This window comes from Streptomyces sp. NPDC053541, assembly GCF_044544705.1.
Lineage (GTDB): Bacteria > Actinomycetota > Actinomycetes > Streptomycetales > Streptomycetaceae > Streptomyces.
Genome location: NZ_JBITXM010000004.1, coordinates 473,137 through 495,983, shown reverse-complemented (window position 1 = coordinate 495,983; position 22,847 = coordinate 473,137). Strand labels below are relative to the sequence as shown.

Sequence of the window (22,847 nt, the reverse complement as noted above, 5' to 3'; positions counted from 1 at the left end):
GCGGGCGATGGGAGCGGACGTGTCCGAGCGGGCGGCGGGGCCGGAGTACCGGATCGAGGATCTGGCCCACCACAGCGGGGCCACCGTGCGGACGATCCGCGCCTACCAGGACCGGGGTCTGCTGCCCCGCCCGGAGCGGCGGGGCCGGTCGAACGTGTACGGGGACAGCCATCTGGCCCGGCTGCGGCAGATCGCCGACCTGCTCGACCGCGGCTACACCCTGGCCTCCATCAAGGAGCTCCTGGAGGCCTGGGACGCGGGGCGCGGGCTCGGGGGCGTGCTGGGTCTGGTGGCCGAGGTCGACGGCCCGTGGACGGACGAGCGGGCCGACCGGATCTCCCGCGCCGAGCTGGACGCCCGCTTCGGCGGCAGGCCGGACGAGGACGCGGTCCGCGAGGCGATCGAGCTCGGCGTCCTGGAGCGGGTGCCGGGCCGGGACACCGAGGAGTACCTGGTGCCCAGCCCCCAGGAGCTTTCGGTGGCCGCCGAGTTGTACGCGGCGGGCGTCCCGCTGTCGGCAATCACCGGGCACCTGAGGGAACTTCGCGGTCAGGTCGAGCACATCGCCGCCCGTTTCCTGGAGTTCACCAGCGAGCACGTCTTCGCCCGCTATCTGGAGCACCGGCCGCCGACGGACGCCGAAGCGGCCGAGGCGGCCGAGCTGGTGCGGCGGCTGCGGCCGCTGGCCCAGCAGACGGTGGACGCCGAACTGGCCCGGGCCATGCGCCTGTTCGCCACCCGTCACCTCCAGCACCACCTGTCCTGGGAGAACCCGCCGCCGGAGGGTACCGAGCCGCGCGCGGTGACCCTGCCGGCGGAGACGATTCGCGCCGTGGAAAAGCTCGTTGGCGCGGAGCGCGTGGCCGCCTTCGTCACCGCGGCGACCGAACGAGAGGTGCAGAAAAGAACATTGGACACACTGACCTCAAATGCCGTAAATAACAGCTAAATCGGTCAAGTGGGGTGGTTTCCCAGGGCGCTTGTCCACAGAATCGCCAACTTGCCTGTGGATAAATGCACTTGGCTGTGGAACAAACCTACGGCTTCAATGGATTCATGATTGACGAGAAACGCACCGTGAAGGTGTCGAAGTACCTCTCGAAGCATCTGCGCCATCAGCCCGAGCGCATCGGGCTGGTCCTCGACCCGCACGGCTGGACCGAGATCGACGCGCTCCTGGCGGCCGCCGCCGCGCACGGCTTCCCGATCACCCGCGCCGAGCTGGACCACGTCGTCGCCGCCAACGACAAGAAGCGCTTCGCGATCGACGGCACCCGGATCCGGGCCAGCCAGGGCCACACCGTCCCGGTCGACCTCGACCTGCCGCCCGCCGAGCCGCCCGCGTACCTCTACCACGGTACGGTCGCCGACCGGCTCCCCGCCATCCGGACCGAGGGCCTGCGCCCCATGGCCCGCCACCACGTGCACCTCTCGCCCGACCGCGAGACCGCCACCCGGGTCGGCGCCCGCCGCGGCCGCCCCGTCGTGCTGAGCGTCGACGCGGGCGCCATGCACCGGGCCGGCCACGTCTTCCACGTCAGCGCCAACGGCGTCTGGCTCACCGACGCGGTCCCCCCGCGCTTCCTGCGCTTCCCCGGCTGAGCCCCCCCGGCCCCGTACCCGTACCCGACCCCGTACGCGCACCCCCTCCGCCCCGGCCCCCGGTGAGGCAGGATCGTGCCCATGGGACGACACCGGCATCCACACCTGCCCACGACCGAATCGGCCGTCGGAGCCATCCGCGCCGTCGCAGAGGAGTTCCACCTGGAGATGACGGTCACCGACGACATCGGGGCCGACCAGACCTCCCGCCGCAGCTCCGCCGGCGCCTTCGCCGTCCTCGACCCGGACGGCTCCCTCCCCCACGAGGCCTTCGTGGAACTCGGCGGCTCCCCCTCGATCACCGTCCGCCTCTACCCCGAGGACGACGCGCAGATCACCGTCGAGGGCGTCGTCTTCGACGACGTCCCCCGCGACGCCGTCCCCGCCTTCCTCCGCTCCTGCCACGGCGGCCTCGCCCATGTGAAGGGACGGTTCTTCCCGCCCGGCTGGTGGCTGGTCGTCCCGCTCCCCGGCGACGAGAACCACCGCGAGCTCATCCTGCGCGGCGGCCTCACCCCCTGGCTCTCCGCCCAGGTCCGCTGAGGCACCGGTCACGGCCGCCGCGGGCCCGCCCCGAGAACTCTCGGCAGGCCGCGCACCGAGGGCTTAGGGTCGCGGGTATGCGTCTGAGCACCGTGATCCTTCCCGTCTTCCGCTGGCACGAGGGCGGCCGCGCCGCCTGGCAGCGGGCCGAGGAGCTGGGCTTCCACACCGGCTACACCTACGACCACCTCACCTGGCGCTCGTTCCGCGACCGCACCTGGTTCGGCGCGCTGCCCACCCTGACCGCCGCCGCCGGCGCCACCGAGCGGATGCGCCTGGGCACCCTGGTGACCTCGCCGAACTTCCGGCACCCGGTCACCCTCGCCAAGGAGCTCATGTCGCTCGACGACGTCTCCGGCGGCCGCGTCACCCTCGGCATCGGCGCCGGCGGCAACGGCTTCGACGCCACCGCGCTCGGCCAGGAGGCATGGACGCCGAAGGAGCGGGCCGACCGCTTCGGCGAGTTCGTGCCGCTGCTCGACCGGCTGCTCACCGAGGAGACGGTGACCCACGAGGGCACCTTCTACACCGCGGTCGAGTCCCGGAACATCCCCGGCTGCGTCCAGCGGCCCCGGCTGCCCTTCGCGGTCGCCGCGACCGGACCGCGCGGCCTGCGCCTGGCCGCCCGCCACGGCCAGGCCTGGGTCACCACCGGCGACCCGAAGCTGTACGAGGAGGGGACCCCGGAGCAGTCGCTCGCCGCCCTCGGCGGCCAGATCGAGAAGCTCGGCAAGGCCTGCGCCGAGACCGGCCGGGACGTCGCCGAGCTCGACAAGATCCTGCTCACCGGCTTCACCCCCGAGCAGAACACCGTGCTGAGCTCCGTCGACGCCTTCGTCGACTTCGCCGGCCGCCACCGCGAACTCGGCTTCACCGAGCTCGTCGTCCACTGGCCGATCGCGGACTCCGTCTTCGCCACCGACCCGGCGGTCTTCGAGCGCATCGCCACCGAGGCGCTCGCCCAGCTCGGCAACTGAGCCCCCTCCGTCGCACCAGGGGGCGCACGAGGAGCCGATCGCGTCACGGAGTGACATATCGGCTACTCACATGTGCGCCCCCTCGCACGCCCGTGCACTTTGTGCGGAAGAATGGTGCGGTGACCTCAACCCACTCCGCGCGCCCCGAAGCCCCGGCCGTCCGGCTGATCGCCACCGATCTCGACGGCACCCTCCTGCGGGACGACAAGTCCGTCTCCGAGCGCACGATCGCCGCACTCGCCGCCGCCGAGCGGGCGGGCATCGAGGTCTTCTTCGTCACGGGCCGCCCGGCCCGCTGGATGGACGTCGTCAGCGACCACGTCCACGGCCACGGCCTCGCCATCTGCGCGAACGGCGCCGCCGTGGTCGACCTCCACTCTGGAGGAACGTTTCTGGAGGTGCGTCCCCTGGAGCGCCCCGTCGCCCTGGAGGTCGTCCGGGCCCTGCGCGCCGCCGCCCCCGGCACCAGCTTCGCCGTGGAGCTGACCACCGGCATCCACTACGAGCCGAAGTACCCGCCGTTCTTCCTCGACCCGGGCGCCACCGTCGCCACCGCCGAGAAGCTCCTCTTCGAGGAGGCCCCGGGCGCCGCCGCCCCGGTCCTCAAGCTGCTCGCCCAGCACCCCGAGCTGGACCCCGACGCCTTCCTCGCCACGGCCCGCGCGGCCGCCGGCCACCTGGCCTCCTTCACCCGCTCCAGCCCCACCGCGCTCATCGAGATCAGCGGCCTCGGCGTGTCCAAGGCCTCCACCCTCGCGCACTGCTGCGCCGAGCGCGGCATCGCGCCCACGGAGGTCGCCGCCTTCGGCGACATGCCGAACGACATCGAGATGCTCTCCTGGGCCGGCCGCTCCTACGCCATGGGCAACGCCCACCCCGACGTGATCGCCGCCGCCACCGGGCGCACCACCGGCAACAACGAGGACGGCGTCGCCGTGATCATCGAGGAACTGATCGCCGAGGCCGTACGGGCCCGGTAGCACCGCGCCCCTCGCCGGCACCCCGCCCCTGAAAAGCGCCGCGCCCGCGGTCCGGGCCGCCGCCGGAGCGGGGTCCGCTACAGCGGGGCCTCCCAGACCACCGTCGTACCGCCGCCGTCCTCGCCGATGCCCGGCTCGCACCAGCTCGCGCCGCCCAGCGACTCGGCCCGCCGGGCGAGGTTGCGCAGGCCGCTGCGACGGCCGCCCTCGGGGATGCCGACGCCGTCGTCGGCCACCGACAGGCGCACCCCGGGGGCACCGTCGGGCAGGGTCGCCGTGGCGTCCACGACCACCTCGATCCGCCCGGCCCCGGCGTGCCGGAAGGCGTTGGACAGCGCCTCGCGCAGCGCCGCGATCAGGTTCTTGCCGGTGAGGTCGCCGACCGTCGCGTCGATCGCGCCGAGGAAGCGGTGCGCGGGCTTGAAGCCCAGCGGCACCGCCGCCATGTTGATCTCCCGCAGCACCCGGGTGCGCAGCCCGGACGGCGCCTCCGTCGGACCCTGCTGGAGCGCGAAGATCGCCGTGCGGATCTCCTGGATCGTCACGTCGAGCTCGTCCACGGCCTTGCCGACGCCGTCCCGCACGGCGGGCACGATCGACTTCCGCTGGGCGCTCTCCAGCATCATCCCGGTGGCGAACAGCCGCTGGATGACCAGGTCGTGCAGGTCACGGGCGATCCGGTCGCGGTCCTCGAACACCGCGAGCCGCTCCCGGTCCCGCTGCGCCTCGGCCATCATCAGGGCGAGCGCCGCCTGCGAGGCGAACTGGGTGGCCAGGGTCCGCTCGGCCTCCGTGAACGGGCGGTCGCCGCGCGCCCGCGGGGTGGCGAGGGCGCCGAGCACCCGCCCGCCGCTCTGCAGCGGCAGCAGCATCGCCGGCCCGTACCGCGCGGCCAGACTGCTGACCATGCGCGGATCCGTGGAGGCGTCGTCGAGGAACACCGCCTCGCCGTCCATGAGCAGTTCCACCACCGCGCTCTCCGGCGGCACCACCATGCCGAGGGCCTGGCTCGCGTGGTCCGAGCAGACCGCCACGATCTCCAGACCGCCCTCCTCGGCCGGCAGCAGGACGATGCCCGCGGCCGCGTCGGCGAGCCGGCGGGCCTGCTCGGCGACCACCGTGAGCGCGTCGTCCGCGTCGCCGCCGGAGAGCAGCGCGGTGGTGACGGCGACCGAGCCGTCGATCCACCGCTCGCGCTGCCGGGCGGCCTCGTAGAGCCGGGCGTTGCCGATGGCGATGCCCGCCTCGGTCGCGAGCACCCGGACCATGTGCACGTCGTAGTCGTTGAACTCGCCGCCGCCGCGCTTCTCGGCGAGGTAGAGGTTGCCGAAGATCTCGCCCTGGACCCGGATGGGGACGCCGAGGAAGGTCTTCATCGGCGGGTGCCCGGCCGGGAAGCCGGCCGCGCGCGGGTCCGTCGCGAGATCGGCGAGCCGGATGGTCTGCGGGTCCCGGATCAGCGCGCCGAGCAGCCCCGCGTGCCCGTCCGGGCGCCGCCCGATGCGGCGGGCGACGTCCGCCCCGACCCCGTACGTGACGAAGTCGGAGAGCCCCTCGCCCTCCTCGTCGACCACGCCGATGGCGGCGTAGCGGGCGTCGGCGAGCTCGGCGGCGGTCTCGCAGATCCGGTCGAGCGTGGAGTGCAGCTCCAGGCCGGTGCCGACCGAGCGCATCGCCTCCAGGAGCTGCGGCACGCGCGCCGTGAGCTCGGTGGACAGGCCGTGCAGGCTGCGCGTCGCCTGGGTCGCGGCTTCGAGCGGGTCCGGGGAGACGATCGCTCCGGGGGAGGCGAGCGGATCCGGGGCGTCGGGCACGGCGGTCATGGGACGAGCCTAGTAAGTCCTATTTGGCGAGAAAAGTCGGCGTGTTCCCCTCCATGAGCAGCCGATCGGTCTCCCGCTCCCGGCCCAGCATCCGCCGCAGCGGCCCCTCGACCGCCGCCAGCTCCTCGTACGTCCCGCGCTGCACGGTCCGCCCCCGGTCCAGGACCACCACCTCGTCGACCGCTTCGAGACCGTGCAGCCGGTGGGTGATGAGGAGGGTGGTGCGGCCCTCGGTGGCCCGCAGCAGGTCGTCGGTGAGCGCGTCGGCGGTCGCCAGGTCCAGGTGCTCGGCCGGCTCGTCGAGGACGAGCACCGGGAAGTCGGCGAGCAGCGCCCGGGCCAGCGCGAGCCGCTGCCGCTGCCCGCCGGAGAGCCGCGAGCCGTGCTCGCCGACGAGCGTGTCGAGCCCCTCGGGCAGCGAGTCCACCCAGTCCAGGAGCCGGGCCCGGCGCAGCGCCTCGCGCAGCTCGTCGTCGGCGGCGCCGGTACGGGCGAGCCGCAGGTTCTCGCGGAGCGTGCTGTCGAAGAGGTGCGCGTCCTGCGCGCACAGGCCGACGAAGCGGCGCACCGCGTCCCCGTCGAGCTCCGCCGCGTCCGTTCCGCCGATCCGGTACGTGCCGGACTCGGCGTCCAGGAACCGCAGCAGCACCTGGGCGAGGGTCGTCTTGCCGGAGCCGGACGCGCCCACCACGGCGACCCGCCGCCCGGCCCGCAGGGTGAGCGCGAAGTCGTCGAGGGCCGGCCGCTCCTGTCCGGCGTGCCGCGCGGTGAGCCCGGCCAGTTCGAGCGGGAACGGACCGGCCGGGGGAGCGGCGGGCGTCGCCGGCTCGTGTACGGGGACGGGCGCGTCCAGCACGTCGAACACCCGCTCGGCGCTGCGCCGCACCCGCTGGCGGTACTGCACGGCGAGCGGCAGTCCGTTGACGGCCTCGAAGGCGGCCAGCGGGGTGAGCACCACGACCGCGAGCGCGACGCCGTCGAGCCGCCCGTCGCCGACCGCCTGCACGCCGACGAGCGCGGCGGCGGCGACGGTGAGGCCGCAGACCAGGGCCGAGAGCCCGGCGCCCAGGGCGGTGGCGGCGGACTGCCGGGAGGCGATGCCGGTGAGGGTGCGGTCGGCCCGCCCGGCCCGCGCCGTCCGCTCGTCCAGGGCGCCGGCCACGGTGAGTTCGGCGCAGCCGCGCAGCAGGTCGACGACGGCGGTGGCGAGGGCTCCGCGCGCCGGAGCCAGTTGCCGTTCGGCCCGCCGGGCCAGCGCGCCGCCGGCCAGTGGCACGAGGACACCGGCGACCAGCAGGCCGGCCGCGAGCACGGCGCCGGCCTCGGGCAGCAGCCAGGTGGTGAAGCCGACCGCACCGGCGCCGACCACGAGGGCCGCGCCCGCCGGCAGCAGCCAGCGCAGCCAGTAGTCCTGGAGCGCGTCCACGTCCTGCACCAGCCGGGCCAGCAGGTCGCCGCGCCGGGTGCGGCGCAGTCCGGCCGGGGCGATCCGCTCCAGACGCCGGTAGACGGCGACCCGGAGGTCGGCCAGCATCCGCAGCACGGCGTCGTGCGAGACCAGCCGCTCCGCGTAGCGGAACACGGCGCGGCCGATGCCGAAGGCGCGGGTGGCGGTGACGGCGACCATCAGGTGGAGCACGGGCGGCTGTTCGGAGGCCCGCGAGATCAGCCAGCCGGAGACCGCCATCAGCCCCACGGCCGAGCCGAGGGCGAGGCTCCCGAGCAGCAGCGCGAGCCCCATCCGCCCCCGCAGCTCCCCGGCCATCCCGCGCACCCGCCGGAACACCCCCCGGGCCGACCGGTCACCGCCCGGGCCGCCGCCGGGACGCCCCTCGCCCTCCGCGCCCGAGGCGTGCGGCGCCGCGACGGGAGCCGACGGCGGCTCGTCGGACGGTCGGGACTCCGCACCGGGGCCCGGCCCGGCGGCGGCCTCCGCCCCGGTGCCGTCCGTCCCGCCGGTCGCCGGCAGCGGCGTCCCGTCGGGCAGCAGTCCCGCCACCTGGGGAAGTTCCGGGCCGGAGCCGGAGGGCGCGGGCGCACCGGTGGTGGCGTCGGGCCCGGGCGCCGGGCTCAGCCGGACCACGCGGTCGGCGACGGCGAGCAGCGCGGGGCGGTGCACGACCAGAAGGACGGTGCGGCCGGCGGAGAGCCGGCGGACGGCGTCGACGACGGCCGCCTCGGTCGCGCCGTCGAGCGCGGCGGTCGGCTCGTCGAGCAGCAGCACCGGCCGGTCGGCCAGAAAGGCCCGGGCCAGGGCGAGCCGCTGGCGCTGCCCGGCCGAGAGTCCGGCGCCGTCCTCGCCGAGCAGGGTGGCCGCGCCGTCGGGCAGTTCGGCGACGAACCCGTCCGCCCCGGCGTCGCGCAGCGCCCGTCGTACCTCCTCGTCGGAGGCCTCGGGCCGGGCGAGCCGGACGTTCTCGGCGATCGTGCCGGCGAACAGATAGGGCCGCTGCGGCACCCAGGCGATCCGGGAGCGCCAGGCGTCGAGGTCGAGCGAGGCGAGGTCGGCGCCGCCGACCCGGACGGTGCCCTCCTCGGGGGCGGTGAAGCCGAGGACCACGTCGAGCAGGGTGGACTTGCCGACACCGCTCGGCCCGACCAGGGCCACCGTCTCGCCGGGCTCCACGGTGAGCGAGGCGGCGTCCAGGGAGGGCACCGCACGCCCCGGGTGCCGGACCGTGACCCGGTCGAGCTCCAGCCGTACGGACGCGGGCACCTCCCCCGTACCACCGGCCGGCAGCGGGGTCTCCAGGACCGCGAAGATCTCCTCGGCGGCGGCGAGCCCCTCGGCGGCCGCGTGGTACTGCGTGCCCACCTGCCGCAGCGGCAGATACGCCTCGGGCGCCAGGATCAGGATGACGAGCCCGGTGTAGAGGTCGAGCTCGCCGTGCACGAGCCGCATGCCGATGGTGACCGCGACCAGCGCGACCGACAGGGTGGAGAGCAGCTCCAGGGCGAAGGAGGAGAGGAAGGCGATCCGCAGCGTCCGCAGGGTCGCCCGCCGGTAGTCGGCGGTGATCGCCCGGATGTTCTCGGCCTGGGCCTTGGCCCGGCCGAAGACCTTGAGCGTGGGCAGGCCGGCCACCACGTCCAGGAAGTGCCCGGAGAGCCGGGACAGCAGCTTCCACTGCCGGTCCATCCGGGCCTGGGTGTACCAGCCGATGAGGATCATGAAGACCGGGATCAGCGGCAGGGTCACCACGATGATCGCCGCCGAGACCCAGTCCTCGGTGACGATCCGGGCGAGCACCGCCACCGGTACGACGACCGCGAGCCCCAGCTGGGGCAGATAGCGGGCGAAGTAGTCGTCCAGGGCGTCCACGCCCCGGGTGGCGAGCGCGGCCAGCGAACCGGCCCGCTGCCCGCCGAGCCAGCCCGGCCCGAGCCGCGCGGCCCGCTGGAGCAGCCGGCCGCGCAGTTCGGACTTGACCGCCGCGCTCGCCCGGTGGGCGGCGAGCTCGGTGAGCCAGGAGACCAGGGCCCGGCCCCCCGCCACCGCCGCGAGCAGCAGCAGGGGCGTGCCGAGCCCGGAGACCGACAGACCCTTCTGGAAGGCCCCCACCACGACCTCGGCGACGAGCATCGCCTGGGCGATGATCAGGGCCGCCCCGACCAGGCCGAGACCGACCACCGCGAGCAGGAAGAACCGGGTGGCCCGAGCGTGGTGCAGCAGACGCGGATCGATCGGTTTCACGTGAAACATGCTCCCCTGGTGAGCCGTGACAGCGGCGGTGACCCACGGGCCGGTGGCCCGGGGCCGCGGCTAGTCGGCCGCGGCTAGTGGGCCGCTTCCGCGATGTGCTGCGTGCCGATGCGCTTGCGGAAGACCCAGTAGGTCCAGCTCTGGTAGAGCAGCACCAGCGGGGTGGCCACGGCCGCGCACCACGTCATGATCTTGAGCGTGTACGGGCTGGACGAGGCGTTGGTGACGGTCAGGCTCCACGCCGGGTCCAGCGTCGACGGCATGACGTTCGGGAAGAGCGTCAGGAAGAGCATGGCCACCGCCGCCGCGATCGTGACACCCGAGAGCGCGAAGGACCAGCCCTCGCGCCCGGCCCGGATCGCGCCGAGGGCACCCACCAGCGAGACCACGGCGACCAGCATCGCGGCCAGGCTCCAGGCGTCTCCCTTGTCGGCCTGGGTCCAGACGAGGAAGGCGAGCGCGAGCACCGCCGTGACCAGCCCCAGCTTCAGCGCGAGCGCGCGGGCCCGCACCCGGATGTCCCCGACCGTCTTGAGCGCGGCGAACACCGTGCCGTGGAAGGTGAAGAGGGTCAGCGTGACCAGACCGCCGAGCAGCGCGTAGGGGTTGAGCAGGTCCCAGAGGTTGCCGACGTACTCGAAGTCCTTGTCGATCCGGACACCGCGCACGATGTTGCCGAAGGCCACGCCCCAGAGGAAGGCGGGGAGCAGCGAGGTCCAGAAGATGGCCTGCTCCCAGTTGCGCTGCCAGTTCTCCTCCGGCCGCTTCGCCCGGTACTCGAAGGCCACACCGCGCACGATGAGGCAGACCAGGATCAGCAGCAGCGGCAGGTAGAAGCCGGAGAACAGGGTCGCGTACCACTCGGGGAAGGCGGCGAAGGTCGCGCCGCCCGCGGTGAGCAGCCAGACCTCGTTGCCGTCCCAGACCGGACCGATGGTGTTGATGAGGACCCGCTTCTCGGCCCGGTCGCGGGCGAGCAGCTTGGTCAGGACGCCGACCCCGAAGTCGAAGCCCTCCAGGAAGAAGTAGCCGGTCCAGAGGACGGCGATGAGTACGAACCAGACGTCGTGGAGTTCCATGCCTCGATCTCCTGAGCCTCAGTACGAGAAGGCCATGGGGCGGTCGGCGTCGTGGTCCCCGCCGATCCGGGTGGGCGGGTTGAGGTCGTCCTCGGTGAGCTCGGGCGGGCCGGCCTTCACGTACTTGACGAGCAGCTTGACCTCGATCACGGCGAGGACCGCGTAGAGCAGGGTGAAGACGATCATCGAGGTCAGCACCTCGCCCTGGGAGACCCCGGGGGAGACGGCGTCCCGGGTGCGCAGCACGCCGTAGACCACCCACGGCTGGCGGCCCATCTCGGTGAAGATCCAGCCCCAGGAGTTGGCGATCAGCGGGAAGGCCATGGTCCACAGGGCGACGATCCAGTACCACTTGCCCAGGCGGGGGCTGAGCGCCTTCCGCTTGAACAGGACCAGATGCGGCACCTCGTCGTTACCGGTCCGCAGTCCCGGCGCGAGCATGAACTTCTTCCGGGTCAGCCAGAGTCCGACGACGCCGACGGCCAGCGAGGCCATGCCGAAGCCGATCATCCAGCGGAAGCCCCAGTAGGCGACGGGGATGTTGGGCCGGTAGTCGCCGGGCCCGAACTTCTCCTGCTCGGCCTTGTTGACGTCGTTGATGCCGGGGACGTACGAGCTGAAGTCGTCGTTCGCGAGGAAGGACAGCAGGCCCGGGATCTCTATGGCGACCGTGTTGTGGCCCTTCTCGACGTCGCCGTAGGCGAAGACGGAGAAGGGGGCCGGGGCCTCGCCGTCCCACAGCGCCTCGGCCGCGGCCATCTTCATCGGCTGCTGCTTGAACATCACCTTGCCGAGCAGGTCGCCGCTGATGGCGGTGCCGAGGCCGGCGATGATCAGCGTGATCAGGCCGAGCCGCAGCGAGGTCCGCATCACCGGGATGTGCTTCTTGCGCGCCAGGTGGAAGGCCGAGATGCCGACCATGAAGGCGCCGCCGACCAGGAAGGCCGCGGTGATGGTGTGGAAGAACTGGGTGAGGGCGGTGTTCTGGGTGAGCACCTGCCAGAAGTCGGTGAGCTCGGCGCGCCCGCGCTCGGCGTTGTACCGGTAGCCGACCGGGTGCTGCATCCAGGAGTTGGCCGCCAGGATGAAGTACGCGGAGAGGACGGTGCCGATCGACACCATCCAGATGCAGGCGAGGTGGACCTTCTTGGGGAGCTTGTCCCAGCCGAAGATCCACAGGCCGATGAAGGTCGACTCGAAGAAGAACGCGATCAGCGCCTCGAAGGCCAGGGGAGCGCCGAAGATGTCGCCGACGAAGCGCGAGTAGTCGGACCAGTTCATGCCGAACTGGAACTCCTGCACGATGCCGGTGACGACGCCCATCGCGATGTTGATCAGGAAGAGCTTGCCCCAGAACTTGGTCGCCCTGAGGTACTTCTCCTTCTCCGTGCGCACCCAGGCGGTCTGGAGACCGGCGGTGAGGGCCGCGAGGGAGATCGTCAGGGGGACGAAGAGGAAGTGGTAGACGGTCGTAATGCCGAACTGCCATCGCGCCAGAGTCTCCGGCGCCAACGCTAGGTCCACGTCGTCTCTCCTTACATCGCCGTGGTCACATCGGCAGTTTGCCCCTTTGATCCCACCCATTCCGGGATGAACAGGGACACGCTTGTGAACGCGTTCACATTCACAAGCATTATGGCTCATACGAAATCCGTACCGGATACCGGGGGTCCTCCTACCGAAGGTCACCCCTTCCCAAGACCTTCAACATATTGTTGAATCCGGGCCATGAACCTTCGGATACGCATCTCCTGGCCCGCCGGCCACACCACGGCCACCATCGACGAAACCCCCACGAGCAAGGCGCTCGCGGGGGCTCTCCCGATCTCCTCGACCGCCCGGACCTGGGGCGAGGAGGTCTACTTCGACACGGGGGTCTCCGTCTCCGTCGAGCCCGACGCCCGGCAGGACGTCGACCCGGGCACGGTGGCCTTCTGGACGGAGGGCGACGCGCTCGCCCTCCCCTACGGCCCCACCCCGATCTCCACCGGCGACCGGCCGAGGCTCGCCGGCCGGTGCAACGTCCTCGGCGCGCTGGAGGGGGACCCGCGGATCCTGGCCACCGTCCGGGACGGCGACCCGATCCGCGTCGAACTCATCGGCTGACCGGCCTCACCGGCCGACCCGCCCGGCCCCTCGGGACCGGCAGGCGGCGACCCCGCCCCCTCAGCCCTCCTTGCGGAAGCCCTCCGCCGCCTTCAGGAACAGGTCGTTCGCCTCGCACTCACCGATCGTGACGCGCACGCCCTCGCCCGCGAACGGCCGCACGACCACGCCGTGCCGCTCGCACTCCGCCGCGAAGTCCATGGTCCGCTCGCCGAGCCGCAGCCAGACGAAGTTCGCCTGGGTGTCCGGCACGGTCCAGCCCTGGGCCACCAGCCCCGCGTGGACCCGCTCGCGCTCCGCCACCAGCGAGCCGACCCGGCCCAGCAGCTCGTCCTCCGCCCGCAGCGAGGCCACCGCCGCGTCCTGCGCCAGCTGGCTCACCCCGAACGGGACCGCCGTCTTGCGGAGCGCCGCCGCCACCGGCTCGTGGGCGACCGCGAAGCCCACCCGCAGACCGGCCAGGCCGTACGCCTTCGAGAAGGTGCGCAGCACCGCCACGTTCGGCCGGTCGCGGTAGATCTCGATGCCGTCCGGGACCTCGACGTCACGGACGAACTCCTTGTACGCCTCGTCGAGCACCACCAGGACGTCGGAGGGCACCCGGTCCAGGAAGCGCTCCAGCTCGGCGCGGCGCACGGCGGTGCCCGTGGGGTTGTTCGGGTTGCAGACGAAGATCAGCCGGGTGCGGTCGGTGATCGCCGCCGCCATCGCGTCGAGGTCGTGCACCTCGCCGTCGGTGAGCGGCACCTGCACCGAGGTGGCCCCGCTGATCTGCGTGATGATCGGGTACGCCTCGAAGGAACGCCAGGCGTAGATCACCTCGTCGCCCGGGCCGGCCGTGGCCTGGAGCAGCTGCTGGGCCACGCCGACCGAGCCGGTGCCGGTGGCCAGGTGCGAGACCGGCACGCCGAAGCGGTCGGCCAGCTCCTCCATCAGGCCGGTGCACGCCATGTCCGGGTAGCGGTTGAAGTTCGCGGCGGCGGCCAGGGTGCTCTCCATCACGCCGGGCAGCGGCGGATACGGGTTCTCGTTCGAGGACAGCTTGAAGGCGACCGGACCGCCCGCGGCGGCCGGCTTGCCCGGCTTGTAAGTGGGGACGCCGTCCAGCTCGGCGCGCAGCTTGGGGCCCGACGTGCTCGTCCCGCTGGTCTCGCTCACTCTGTGTCCTCCTCGACCTTCCGTACCACCAATACTCCTCACCTTATGAGGATTCGGCCCCGCTGCGAATGGGCTGTGGACAAATGGTCCCGGGGGCCCGCGAGGGAGGGGGAGCGCGCGGAGGGGTGGCGTGCGCCGGTGGCGAGCGCCGTGGCGCGCATCCCCCGTAGAGGTGAGTTGAGACCTCTTCGAGACCTCTCCCCCTCGCCAGGCGCATGGGCACCCCGGACCGCAGGTCTCATGGCCATGACCTGAACTTTCTTTGTTTTCAAGGCGCTTGAGGCTTGTCGATCATGCAGAAACGTGCCTGTCAATGCCTGCATATGCGACCGGCTCGACCCACCCCCCTCGCCCTACTATCGGCTCGCCATGACAGCAGCAGGGAAGCACCAGGTGAGCCGGGCACAGACCCGGGGAAGCCGGCAGGGCCGGGCGGGCATCCGGGACGTGGCCGCCGCCGCCGGGGTCTCCATCACGACTGTCTCCGACGCGCTCAACGGCAAGGGCCGGCTCCCGGACGCCACCCGCCGTCACGTCCGCGAGGTCGCCGACCGGCTGGGCTACCGCCCGTCCGCGGCGGCCCGCACCCTCCGTACCGGCAAGTCGGGCCTCATCGGCCTGACCGTGACCACATACGGGGATGAACCTTTCACCTTCACCGAATTCGCGTACTTCGCGGAGATGGCGAGGGCCGCCACGTCCGCCGCGCTCGCCCGCGGCTACGCCCTCGTCATCCTCCCCGCCACCTCCCGCCACGACGTCTGGTCCAACGTCGCCCTCGACGGCACCGTCGTCATCGACCCCTCCGACCACGACCCGGTCGTCACCGAACTGGTCCGCCAGGGCCTGCCCGTCGTCTCCGACGGACGCCCCGCCGGCACCCTGCCCGTGACGGCCTGGGTCGACAACGACCACGAGGCCGCCGTCCTCGACCTGCTCGACCACCTCGCCGCGGCCGGCGCCCGCCGGATCGGCCTGCTCACCGGCACCACCACCGACACCTACACCCGCCTGTCCACCACCGCCTACCTCAACTGGTGCGAGCGGGTCGGCCAGGACCCGGTCTACGAGGCCTACCCGGCGCACGACCCCTGCGCGGGGGCCGTCGCCGCCGACCGGCTCCTCGCCCGGCCCGACCGCCCGGACGCCGTCTACGGGCTCTTCGACCCCAACGGCACCGACCTGCTCGCGGCGGCCCGCCGCTACGGCCTGCGGGTCCCGGACGACCTGCTGCTCGTGTGCTGCAGCGAGTCCACCGTCTACGCCAACACCGAGCCGCCGATCACCACCCTCTCGCTCAAGCCGCGCCGCATCGGCACCGCCGTGGTGCAGCTGCTCATCGACGCCATCGAGGGCATCGAGACGGACGGCCCGGTCGAGCAGGTGATACCGACGGAGCTGATCGTCCGCACCTCCTCGCAGCGCCGCTCGCCCCGGACGACGGTCAGCCCGCCGCGCTCTCCCTCGAAGGACTGACCCGGGGGAGCGGCGGCGGCGCGTGACCGGAACGGGGGACACGGGGACGGGGACCCGGCCGGGACGGGGGGCGGGGGACCCGGGGACGGGGTGCGGAGGTGCGGGGCGGGGGCCGCATCTCTGGAGCGGTCCGGGGGCAAACCTCGGCGCGCCCCGGTCCCTTCCCTGGCCTGGACCTTCCCAATTCGGGCGAAACCACCGGTGAACCCGGAGTGGACCCGGATTCACCACCCCTGGTGCGTCACACAGGAGGACCCTCATTCCTATGATGGGCGGACGACACCGCGGACCACCCCGACCAGGACCGGTCCGCGATGTGCAGGGCATCGCGACGGTGGTGGAGGGGTCGATGACACAGGGGGCCGGGCAGGAACCCGTGGTGCGCACGGCGACGTTGCGTGACTTCCGTGTACCTCCGTACGCGCGGGTGCCCGTCCAGGGCCACACCACCGAGCCGTTCCCCGCCGACGCGCCCGCACCGCCGGCGACCGCCCCCGCCCCGGCGCCCACCGCCGCACCCGCGCCCACCGCCGCCCCCGCACCCGCGGCCGTTCCCGCACCCGCCGACGCCACGTTGCACCTCGGCTCCGTCGCGCCCGCGGCCCGGGCGGCGTACGACCCCTCCTACACAACCCCCGCGCCCTCCGGGCACCCCGGCAACGCCTACCCGGACGACGAGCCGCCCGAGGGCTACACGCCCACCGAGCGCGACCTGCCGGTCATCAACCGCGGCGACACCCTCCAGGTGCCGGTCGCCACGGCGCCCCGCCCCGTCCCCACCACGCCCGACGGCCGTGGCCCGCTCTACGTCGTGGGCGACGTCCACGGCTATCTGGACGAGCTCCTGGAGGCGCTGCGCGCCCAGGGCCTCATCGACGAGCACGGCCACTGGGCCGCCGGCAACGCCCGCCTGTGGTTCCTCGGCGACTTCACCGACCGCGGGCCGGACGGCATCGGCGTGATCGACCTCGTGATGCGCCTGTCCGCCGAGGCGGCCGCCGCCGGCGGCTACTGCAAGGCCCTGATGGGCAATCACGAGCTGCTGCTCATCGGCGCCAAGCGCTTCGGCGACACCCCGGTCAACTCCGGCGCCGGCACCGCCACCTTCCAGGCCGCCTGGCTGCTCAACGGCGGCCAGAAGCACGACATGGACCGCCTCCAGGACATGCACCTGCAGTGGATGTCCCGGCTGGACGCCGTGGTGGAGGAGGACGGGCACCTGCTCCTGCACTCGGACACCACCGCGTACCTGGAGTACGGGCAGACCGTCGAGGACGTCAACGACAAGGTCCACGAAATCCTCAACCGCAACGACGCGGACGAGGTGTGGGACCTCTTCCGGAAGTTCACCAAGCGCTTCGCGTTCCGTGACGAGGCCGCCGGCCCGCACGCCGTGCAGGAGCTGCTCGGCACCTACGGCGGAAGCCGGATCGTGCACGGCCACAGCCCCATCCCGTACCTCCTCGGCCAGGTCGGCACGGAGGACGGCGAGGAGGGCGAGCGCCCGGTCGTGGACGGCCCGCACGTCTACGCGGACGGGCTGGCCATCGCGATGGACGGCGGAGTGACCATGGCCGGAAAGCTGCTGGTCGTCCAACTCCCGCTGCCCGCCTGACGCATAACACTCCGCATCCGGGGAAGTCGATTTCCCGAAACACCCTGTCACCACGTGCCGGTGCCGCCCTACCATCGGCTCATCCGTAGCAGGCTCTCCTCCGTTTTCGCCGCACCCGCCGTCCGCCACGGCCGGTTCCGGCGCCCACGGAGCATCGGGGGATGCACATGAACGTGGCTCCGCACCTGCTGACCGAGGACCGCGCCGAGTACGAGCGGGTCCTCGACGACGCACTGCGCAACGCGCACGCCCACCCGGACCTCGCCGGGGCCGGGACCCGGCTCAGCACGGCCCAGCTGCGCGCGATGGCCCTGAACGCGACCGCGCTCATCACCACCGCCGCCGCGGCCGAGTACGACCACTTCGTGAAGGTCCGCGAGCAGTTCCGCGAACAGGTGCGGGCCACCTCCGCCGTGCCGGACGCCGCCGAGGTGCTGGCCGCCGGGCCCGGCGGAGCGGGCCTCGTCGCCGTCGTGACCGTCCTCGCCCCGCTCCTCGCGGGCACCGCCGCGGTCATCTTCCTGCTGGTCGGCGGCCTCCTCAGGATGCTCGACCCGGCCCCGGCCTTCGCCGACGCGCTGCTCACCGCGGGCCTCTTCTTCGGCGTCGTCGCCGCGGCCGGACTGCTGTGGGCGGGCGCCGGCCTGCTCGTCACCGCCCGCCGCAACAGCGCCACGGAGGTTCCGGCCGAGGCCCCCGACGACGAACTGTCCCGTGCCCGGGAGGCCTGGCGCGCCGCCCTCCTGACCCGCGGCGTGCTCCCCTTCCTCCGCACCGCCCTCGCGGCAGCCCCCGCCCCGTCCCCGGCTCCGCCCCCGTCGCCGGGCCAGGGCCCGCCCGCCGGCCGCATCCCCAAGGTCGGCTTCAGCGGCCCGGACTTCACCGGCCCCGGCTTCGGCGCGCCGGAGCCGCGGTCCGACTGACCTCAGCCGGCCGGCTCCGCGAGGACCTTCACGCCGGACGTGAAGTCGTGGTCGCCGACCACGACGACCGCCACGAGATCACCCTCCACCGACCGCCCGGCCCAGGCCGGCCAGACGCCGTCCCCGGTGGTGTAGAAGGCCGCCAGGTCGGCGCCCGTGCCACCGCCCGCCGCCGGATCGGTGGTGCGCAGGAAGTACATGGAGTCCTCGACGTGCTCCCCCGCCCGCTCGTCGCCGTGGACCAGGGCCCGCTCGAAGAGGCCCTTCAGGACCGGCCAGGACCCGGCGTCGGCGAAGCAGCCGCTCGCCCCGTCCGTGCCGAAGCCGTACACCTCGCCGTCGCCGAGCAGCCGGGGGTCGTGGTCCTTCCCGAGCACCATCTCCCAGGACGCCACGGCGGCTTCGCCGATCCGCACGCGCACGGCGGGGGTCGAGGTGCGGGTCACCCAGCCGCGCGACCACTCGCAGTCGTAGCCGACGGACACCTGCGCCTCCTCCAGCACGTACTCCCCCGGCGGTACGGGGACCACGAGCTCCGGGCCGGCGTCGAAGTTGTCGGGCGCGTCGATCGCCAGCCGGCCGCTGGGGATCCGCAGGGTGCCCCGCTCGACGGGCGCGAGCACGGTCACCTCGGGGTAGTAGCCGGTCGCGAGCCGCGTGCCCGCCCGGAACAGCTCGTCCACGCAGGCGGGTCCGCCGGCTCGCGGCGCCCGCCACAGCTCCTCCGGATCCCCGTCCTGCTCCGCACCCCGCTCGGGCGCCCGCTCCGGCTCCACCGTGCGGACCGGCGTCCCGGGTGCCACCGAGAGCAACGGCCAGGCCCCGAAGGCCGGCCGGTCCAGGCGGCGCGCCTCCTCCGGCACGTCGGCCGAGGTCACGAAGATCCCTCGGCCCGGCCGCACGTGCTCGTCCCGCGTGCGCCCGTCCGGATACAGCGTCACCGTGCGCTGCTCGCAGCCCTCGTCGAACTCGGGCGCCGCCCCGTCCGGGTACGTCCACCGCGTCTCCCGGTGCCGCAGCAGCCGGTCGCCGTCGAGCAGTCGCAGGTCGAGGCGGCGACAGCGGCGGCCCTGTTCGTCGTACGCCCACACGCCCGCGAAGTGCTCCCGCCAGGAGGTCAGCCGCACCTCCAGCGGCAGCCCCGCGCGCCGGTACACCGCGACGTACGGCAACCCGGCCGCGTCCCGGTCCGCCGCCGCCCGCGCGGTCAGCGGCCGCCACAGGCTCCGCGTCCCCAGGTCCCAGCCCTCGCCGTACGCCACCTCGACGCCGCCCGAGCCCTCGCCACGCTCCACCGTCGAACCCACCCCTGCCTCCGATTCGTACCCGTGTACGAGGAGACCGTAGCGGCGTTCCGAGAGCGCGGCCCGGGAACGGCGAGGCTCCGGAACCGGCGAAGCCTCGGGAAGGCGAAGCCTCAGGAACGGCGAAGCCTCAGGAACGGCGAGGCTCCGGCACGGCGGAGCCTCGCCTCCCCCTTGCCTCAGTCCGCCAGCGGCAGGTAGACCCGGTTGCCGGCGGCGGCGAACTCGGCCGACTTCTCGGCCATGCCCGCCTCGATCTCCTCCGCCTTCAGGTCGCCGCCGTGCTCACGGCGGATGTCCTGGGAGATCTTCATCGAGCAGAACTTCGGCCCGCACATGGAGCAGAAGTGCGCCGTCTTCGCGGGCTCCGCCGGCAGCGTCTCGTCGTGGAACTCACGGGCCGTCACCGGGTCCATGGCCAGGTTGAACTGGTCCTCCCAGCGGAACTCGAAGCGCGCGTCGGACAGCGCGTCGTCCCACTCCTGCGCGCCCGGGTGGCCCTTGGCCAGGTCCGCCGCGTGGGCCGCGATCTTGTAGGTGATCACGCCGGTCTTGACGTCGTCCTTGTTCGGCAGGCCCAGGTGCTCCTTGGGCGTGACGTAGCAGAGCATCGCCGTGCCCCACCAGGCGATCATCGCCGCGCCGATGCCCGAGGTGATGTGGTCGTACGCCGGGGCGACGTCCGTGGTCAGCGGGCCGAGCGTGTAGAACGGCGCCTCCTCGCAGATCTCCTGCTGGAGGTCGATGTTCTCCTTGATCTTGTGCATCGGGACGTGGCCCGGGCCCTCGATCATCGTCTGCACGTTGTGGCGCTTGGCGATGGTGTTCAGCTCGCCCAGCGTCTTCAGCTCCGCGAACTGCGCCGCGTCGTTGGCGTCCGCGATCGAGCCGGGCCGCAGGCCGTCGCCGAGCGAGTACGTGACGTCGTAGGCCGCGAGGATCTCGCAGAGCTCCTCGAAGTGCGTGTAGAGGAAGTTCTCCTTGTGGTGCGCGAGGCACCACGCGGCCATGATCGAGCCGCCGCGCGAGACGATGCCGGTCTTGCGGCGGGCGGTCAGCGGCACGTACGGCAGCAGCACGCCGGCGTGCACCGTCATGTAGTCGACGCCCTGCTCGGCCTGCTCGATGACCGTGTCCTTGTAGATCTCCCAGGTCAGCTCCTCGGCCTTGCCGTCGACCTTCTCCAGGGCCTGGTAGAGCGGCACGGTGCCGATCGGCACGGGGGAGTTGCGCAGCACCCACTCGCGCGTGGTGTGGATGTTGCGGCCGGTGGACAGGTCCATGACCGTGTCGGCGCCCCAGGTGGTCGCCCAGGTCATCTTCTCCACCTCCTCCTCGATGGAGGAGGTGACCGCGGAGTTGCCGATGTTGGCGTTGACCTTCACCAGGAACCGCTTGCCGATGATCATCGGCTCGATCTCCGGGTGGTTGACGTTCGCCGGCAGCACCGCGCGGCCCGCCGCGATCTCTTCCCGTACGACCTCGGGGGAGACGTTCTCACGGATCGCGACGTACTCCATCTCCGGGGTGATCTCGCCCCGGCGGGCGTACGCGAGCTGCGTCACGGCCTGGCCGTCGCGGCCTCGGCGGGGCAGCCGCGGGCGGCCGGGGAAGACGGCGTCGAGGTTCTTCAGCCCGCCGCCGCGCGGCGAGGTGTGCTTGATGCCGTCGTCCTCGGGCCGGACCGGACGGCCCGGGTACTCCTCGGTGTCCCCGCGCGCGATGATCCAGTTCTCGCGCAGCGGCGGCAGACCCCGCCTGACGTCCGTCTCGACGGTCGGGTCGGTGTACGGGCCGGACGTGTCGTAGAGCGTCACGTCCTTGCCGTTGGTGAGGTGCACCTGCCGGACGGGCACCCGGATGTCGGGGCGGGAGCCCTCGACGTATCCCTTGTGCCAGCCCGGCGTGCGCTCGCCCTGGCCGTCGTTCCGGCCGTCGTTCTGGTCGGAGGCAGGCGTGTGTGCATCCTGAATGGTCATGAGACCGATCTCCCTACGCCGGCATTACCCGGTAACAGGTTCGGCGGTCGGCGCAGCTGATCGTCAGCGCCCTCTCAGCCCGGTGCTCCGAGCTCCCGCGTGTGCAAAGGCGTCACCACGCTAGCGTCATCCCTGGCGTGCTGAACAGTGGGGGTATCGACGTTCTTGCGATGATCGGGCGGTGACTTCCTCCGAGCAGACCCCCGCACCGCACGGCGGCCACGAGCCCGGCCATGGGCACTCCCATGCGCACGGCCACGGTCCGGCCGCGCCCGTATCCCGGCATCTGCGCAAGGTCATCGCGGCCGTCCTGATCCCGTTCGCCACCGCCGTCGTGGTCGGTCTCGTCGTCCTGTGGCCGGGCGGCGCACCCGCGCACGAGCGCACCGGCGTCGGCTTCGACCGGCAGACCGAGCAGGGCAAGGTGGTCGCCGTCGAGCGCGTCGACTGCAAGGACGTGAACGCCGCGCAGGTCCCGCCGACCGGCGACACCTCCACCCCGCAGGGGCGCGAGGCGGTCAACGGGCAGCAGGGGCAGTGCGAGAAGGCCACCGTCGAGGTCACCACCGGCCCGCACAAGGGCCGCACCTTCGTGGAGGTCGTGCAGCCGGACGCGCCCCGCCAACTCGACGAGGGACAGGGCGTGGTGGTCGCCTACGCCCCCGACGCCCCGCGCGACCTGCAGTACTCGGTGACCGACGTGAACCGGAAGGTGCCGATCGCGGTGCTCGCCGGCATCTTCGCGCTCGCCGTGGTGGTCGTGGGGCGGATGCGCGGTGTGATGGCCCTGATCGCGCTCGCCATCAGCTTCCTGGTGCTGACCCTGTTCATCCTGCCGGCGATCCTCGAGGGCTCGAATCCGCTGGTCGTGGCCGTCGTCGGGTCGAGCGCCATCATGCTGATCGCGCTCTACATGTGCCACGGCCTGTCGGCCCGCACCTCGGTGGCGGTGCTCGGCACGCTCGTGTCCCTGTTGTTGATCGGTCTGCTCGGCTCGTTCTTCGTCGGCTGGGCCTCGCTCAGCGGCAACACCGACGACAACACCGGTCTCATCCACGGGCTCTACCCAGAGATCGACATGTCCGGTCTGCTGCTCGCCGGGATCATCATCGGCTCGCTCGGCGTGCTCGACGACGTGACCGTCACCCAGACCTCCGCGGTCTGGGAACTCCACCAGGCCGACCCGGAGATGGGACCGCGGCGGCTCTACCGGGCCGCGATCCGGATCGGCCGCGACCACATCGCCTCGGTGGTGAACACCCTGGTCCTCGCCTACGCCGGCGCCGCCCTGCCGCTGCTCCTGCTCTTCTCCATCGCGCAGAGCAGCGTCGGCACGGTCGCCAACAGCGAGTTGGTCGCGGAGGAGATCGTCCGCACCCTGGTCGGCTCGATCGGCCTGGTCGCCTCCGTACCGATCACCACCGGCCTCGCCGCCCTGGTGGTCTCGGCGGACCGCCCGGGCACCGGCGCCCCGGCCGCCGCCCGTGGCGCCGGAGGCGGCGGCCGTCGCCGCCGCGCGAAGTGAGCGGGGCAGGGAGAGGGGTACGGGGTCGGGAGGGCGTACGGGTTGGACCGGCCT

General features: G+C 72.8%; 17 protein-coding genes and 1 riboswitch. Of the genes, 10 read left to right on the top strand and 7 right to left on the bottom strand.

Features of this window, described 5'->3' with window-relative positions:
- The first annotated feature begins 7 nt into the window (after nt 1-7).
- From ACIGW2_RS12830 to ACIGW2_RS12810, 5 genes are all read left to right on the top strand, one after another.
- A complete protein-coding gene (locus tag ACIGW2_RS12830) occupies nt 8-949 on the top strand; it encodes a MerR family transcriptional regulator (protein WP_399843278.1) in 942 nt (313 codons plus the stop codon).
- A gap of 110 nt (nt 950-1,059) precedes the next feature.
- A complete protein-coding gene (locus ACIGW2_RS12825; RefSeq protein WP_391655961.1) occupies nt 1,060-1,602 on the top strand; it encodes an RNA 2'-phosphotransferase in 543 nt (180 codons plus the stop codon).
- Nucleotides 1,603-1,683: 81 nt separating this feature from the next.
- The gene (locus ACIGW2_RS12820) at nt 1,684-2,145 is read left to right on the top strand and encodes a hypothetical protein (RefSeq protein WP_391655929.1); all 462 of its coding nucleotides are present in this window, start codon (nt 1,684-1,686) and stop codon (nt 2,143-2,145) included.
- A 77-nt stretch (nt 2,146-2,222) separates the two neighbouring features.
- Entirely contained in the window at nt 2,223-3,122 is a 900-nt protein-coding gene (locus tag ACIGW2_RS12815) for an LLM class flavin-dependent oxidoreductase (RefSeq protein ID WP_391655930.1), read from the top strand.
- A gap of 119 nt (nt 3,123-3,241) precedes the next feature.
- On the top strand, nt 3,242-4,102 hold the full coding sequence (locus ACIGW2_RS12810; protein WP_356062301.1) for a Cof-type HAD-IIB family hydrolase: 861 nt from the start codon (nt 3,242-3,244) through the stop codon (nt 4,100-4,102).
- A 77-nt stretch (nt 4,103-4,179) separates the two neighbouring features.
- On the opposite strand, the gene ACIGW2_RS12805 is transcribed toward ACIGW2_RS12810, so the two are convergent.
- From ACIGW2_RS12805 to ACIGW2_RS12790, 4 genes are all read right to left on the bottom strand, one after another.
- On the bottom strand, nt 4,180-5,877 hold the full coding sequence (locus ACIGW2_RS12805; protein WP_391655962.1) for a GAF domain-containing protein: 1,698 nt from the start codon (nt 5,875-5,877) through the stop codon (nt 4,180-4,182).
- A gap of 67 nt (nt 5,878-5,944) precedes the next feature.
- Nucleotides 5,945-9,619, bottom strand: a complete 3,675-nt coding sequence (gene cydD / locus ACIGW2_RS12800) for a thiol reductant ABC exporter subunit CydD (protein ID WP_399843274.1) — start codon at nt 9,617-9,619, stop codon at nt 5,945-5,947.
- A gap of 83 nt (nt 9,620-9,702) precedes the next feature.
- On the bottom strand, nt 9,703-10,707 hold the full coding sequence (gene cydB / locus ACIGW2_RS12795) for a cytochrome d ubiquinol oxidase subunit II (protein WP_399843271.1): 1,005 nt from the start codon (nt 10,705-10,707) through the stop codon (nt 9,703-9,705).
- Between the two features lie 18 nt (nt 10,708-10,725).
- Nucleotides 10,726-12,231 carry a cytochrome ubiquinol oxidase subunit I gene (locus ACIGW2_RS12790; RefSeq protein ID WP_399843269.1) on the bottom strand — a complete coding sequence of 502 codons (1,506 nt, stop codon included), beginning with the start codon at nt 12,229-12,231 and terminating at the stop codon, nt 10,726-10,728.
- 204 nt (nt 12,232-12,435) lie between these two features.
- On the opposite strand from ACIGW2_RS12790, the gene ACIGW2_RS12785 reads away from it, so the two are divergent.
- Nucleotides 12,436-12,813 (top strand): cyclophilin-like fold protein, encoded by a 378-nt coding sequence (locus tag ACIGW2_RS12785; protein ID WP_391655935.1) that lies wholly within the window; start codon nt 12,436-12,438, stop codon nt 12,811-12,813.
- A gap of 60 nt (nt 12,814-12,873) precedes the next feature.
- Here the strand turns inward: ACIGW2_RS12785 and hisC are convergent, their stop codons facing one another.
- Nucleotides 12,874-13,971, bottom strand: coding sequence for a histidinol-phosphate transaminase (gene hisC / locus ACIGW2_RS12780; RefSeq protein WP_391655936.1), 1,098 nt, complete (start codon nt 13,969-13,971; stop codon nt 12,874-12,876).
- Between the two features lie 369 nt (nt 13,972-14,340).
- On the opposite strand from hisC, the gene ACIGW2_RS12775 reads away from it, so the two are divergent.
- From ACIGW2_RS12775 to ACIGW2_RS12765, 3 genes are all read left to right on the top strand, one after another.
- Entirely contained in the window at nt 14,341-15,447 is a 1,107-nt protein-coding gene (locus ACIGW2_RS12775; protein WP_046908646.1) for a LacI family DNA-binding transcriptional regulator, read from the top strand.
- A 349-nt stretch (nt 15,448-15,796) separates the two neighbouring features.
- A complete protein-coding gene (locus tag ACIGW2_RS12770; RefSeq protein ID WP_391655937.1) occupies nt 15,797-17,062 on the top strand; it encodes a metallophosphoesterase in 1,266 nt (421 codons plus the stop codon).
- 161 nt (nt 17,063-17,223) lie between these two features.
- Nucleotides 17,224-17,985 (top strand): hypothetical protein, encoded by a 762-nt coding sequence (locus ACIGW2_RS12765; protein WP_391655938.1) that lies wholly within the window; start codon nt 17,224-17,226, stop codon nt 17,983-17,985.
- Between the two features lie 2 nt (nt 17,986-17,987).
- On the opposite strand, the gene ACIGW2_RS12760 is transcribed toward ACIGW2_RS12765, so the two are convergent.
- Entirely contained in the window at nt 17,988-19,292 is a 1,305-nt protein-coding gene (locus ACIGW2_RS12760; protein ID WP_399843264.1) for a DUF4241 domain-containing protein, read from the bottom strand.
- 176 nt (nt 19,293-19,468) lie between these two features.
- A complete protein-coding gene (thiC, locus tag ACIGW2_RS12755) occupies nt 19,469-21,268 on the bottom strand; it encodes a phosphomethylpyrimidine synthase ThiC (RefSeq protein WP_391655940.1) in 1,800 nt (599 codons plus the stop codon).
- Nucleotides 21,262-21,377: riboswitch (TPP riboswitch) on the bottom strand. It overlaps the preceding gene by 7 nt.
- Before the next feature lie 72 nt (nt 21,378-21,449).
- Here thiC and ACIGW2_RS12750 point away from each other — a divergent pair.
- Entirely contained in the window at nt 21,450-22,793 is a 1,344-nt protein-coding gene (locus ACIGW2_RS12750) for a YibE/F family protein (protein WP_361578726.1), read from the top strand.
- The last annotated feature ends 54 nt before the right edge of the window (nt 22,794-22,847 follow it).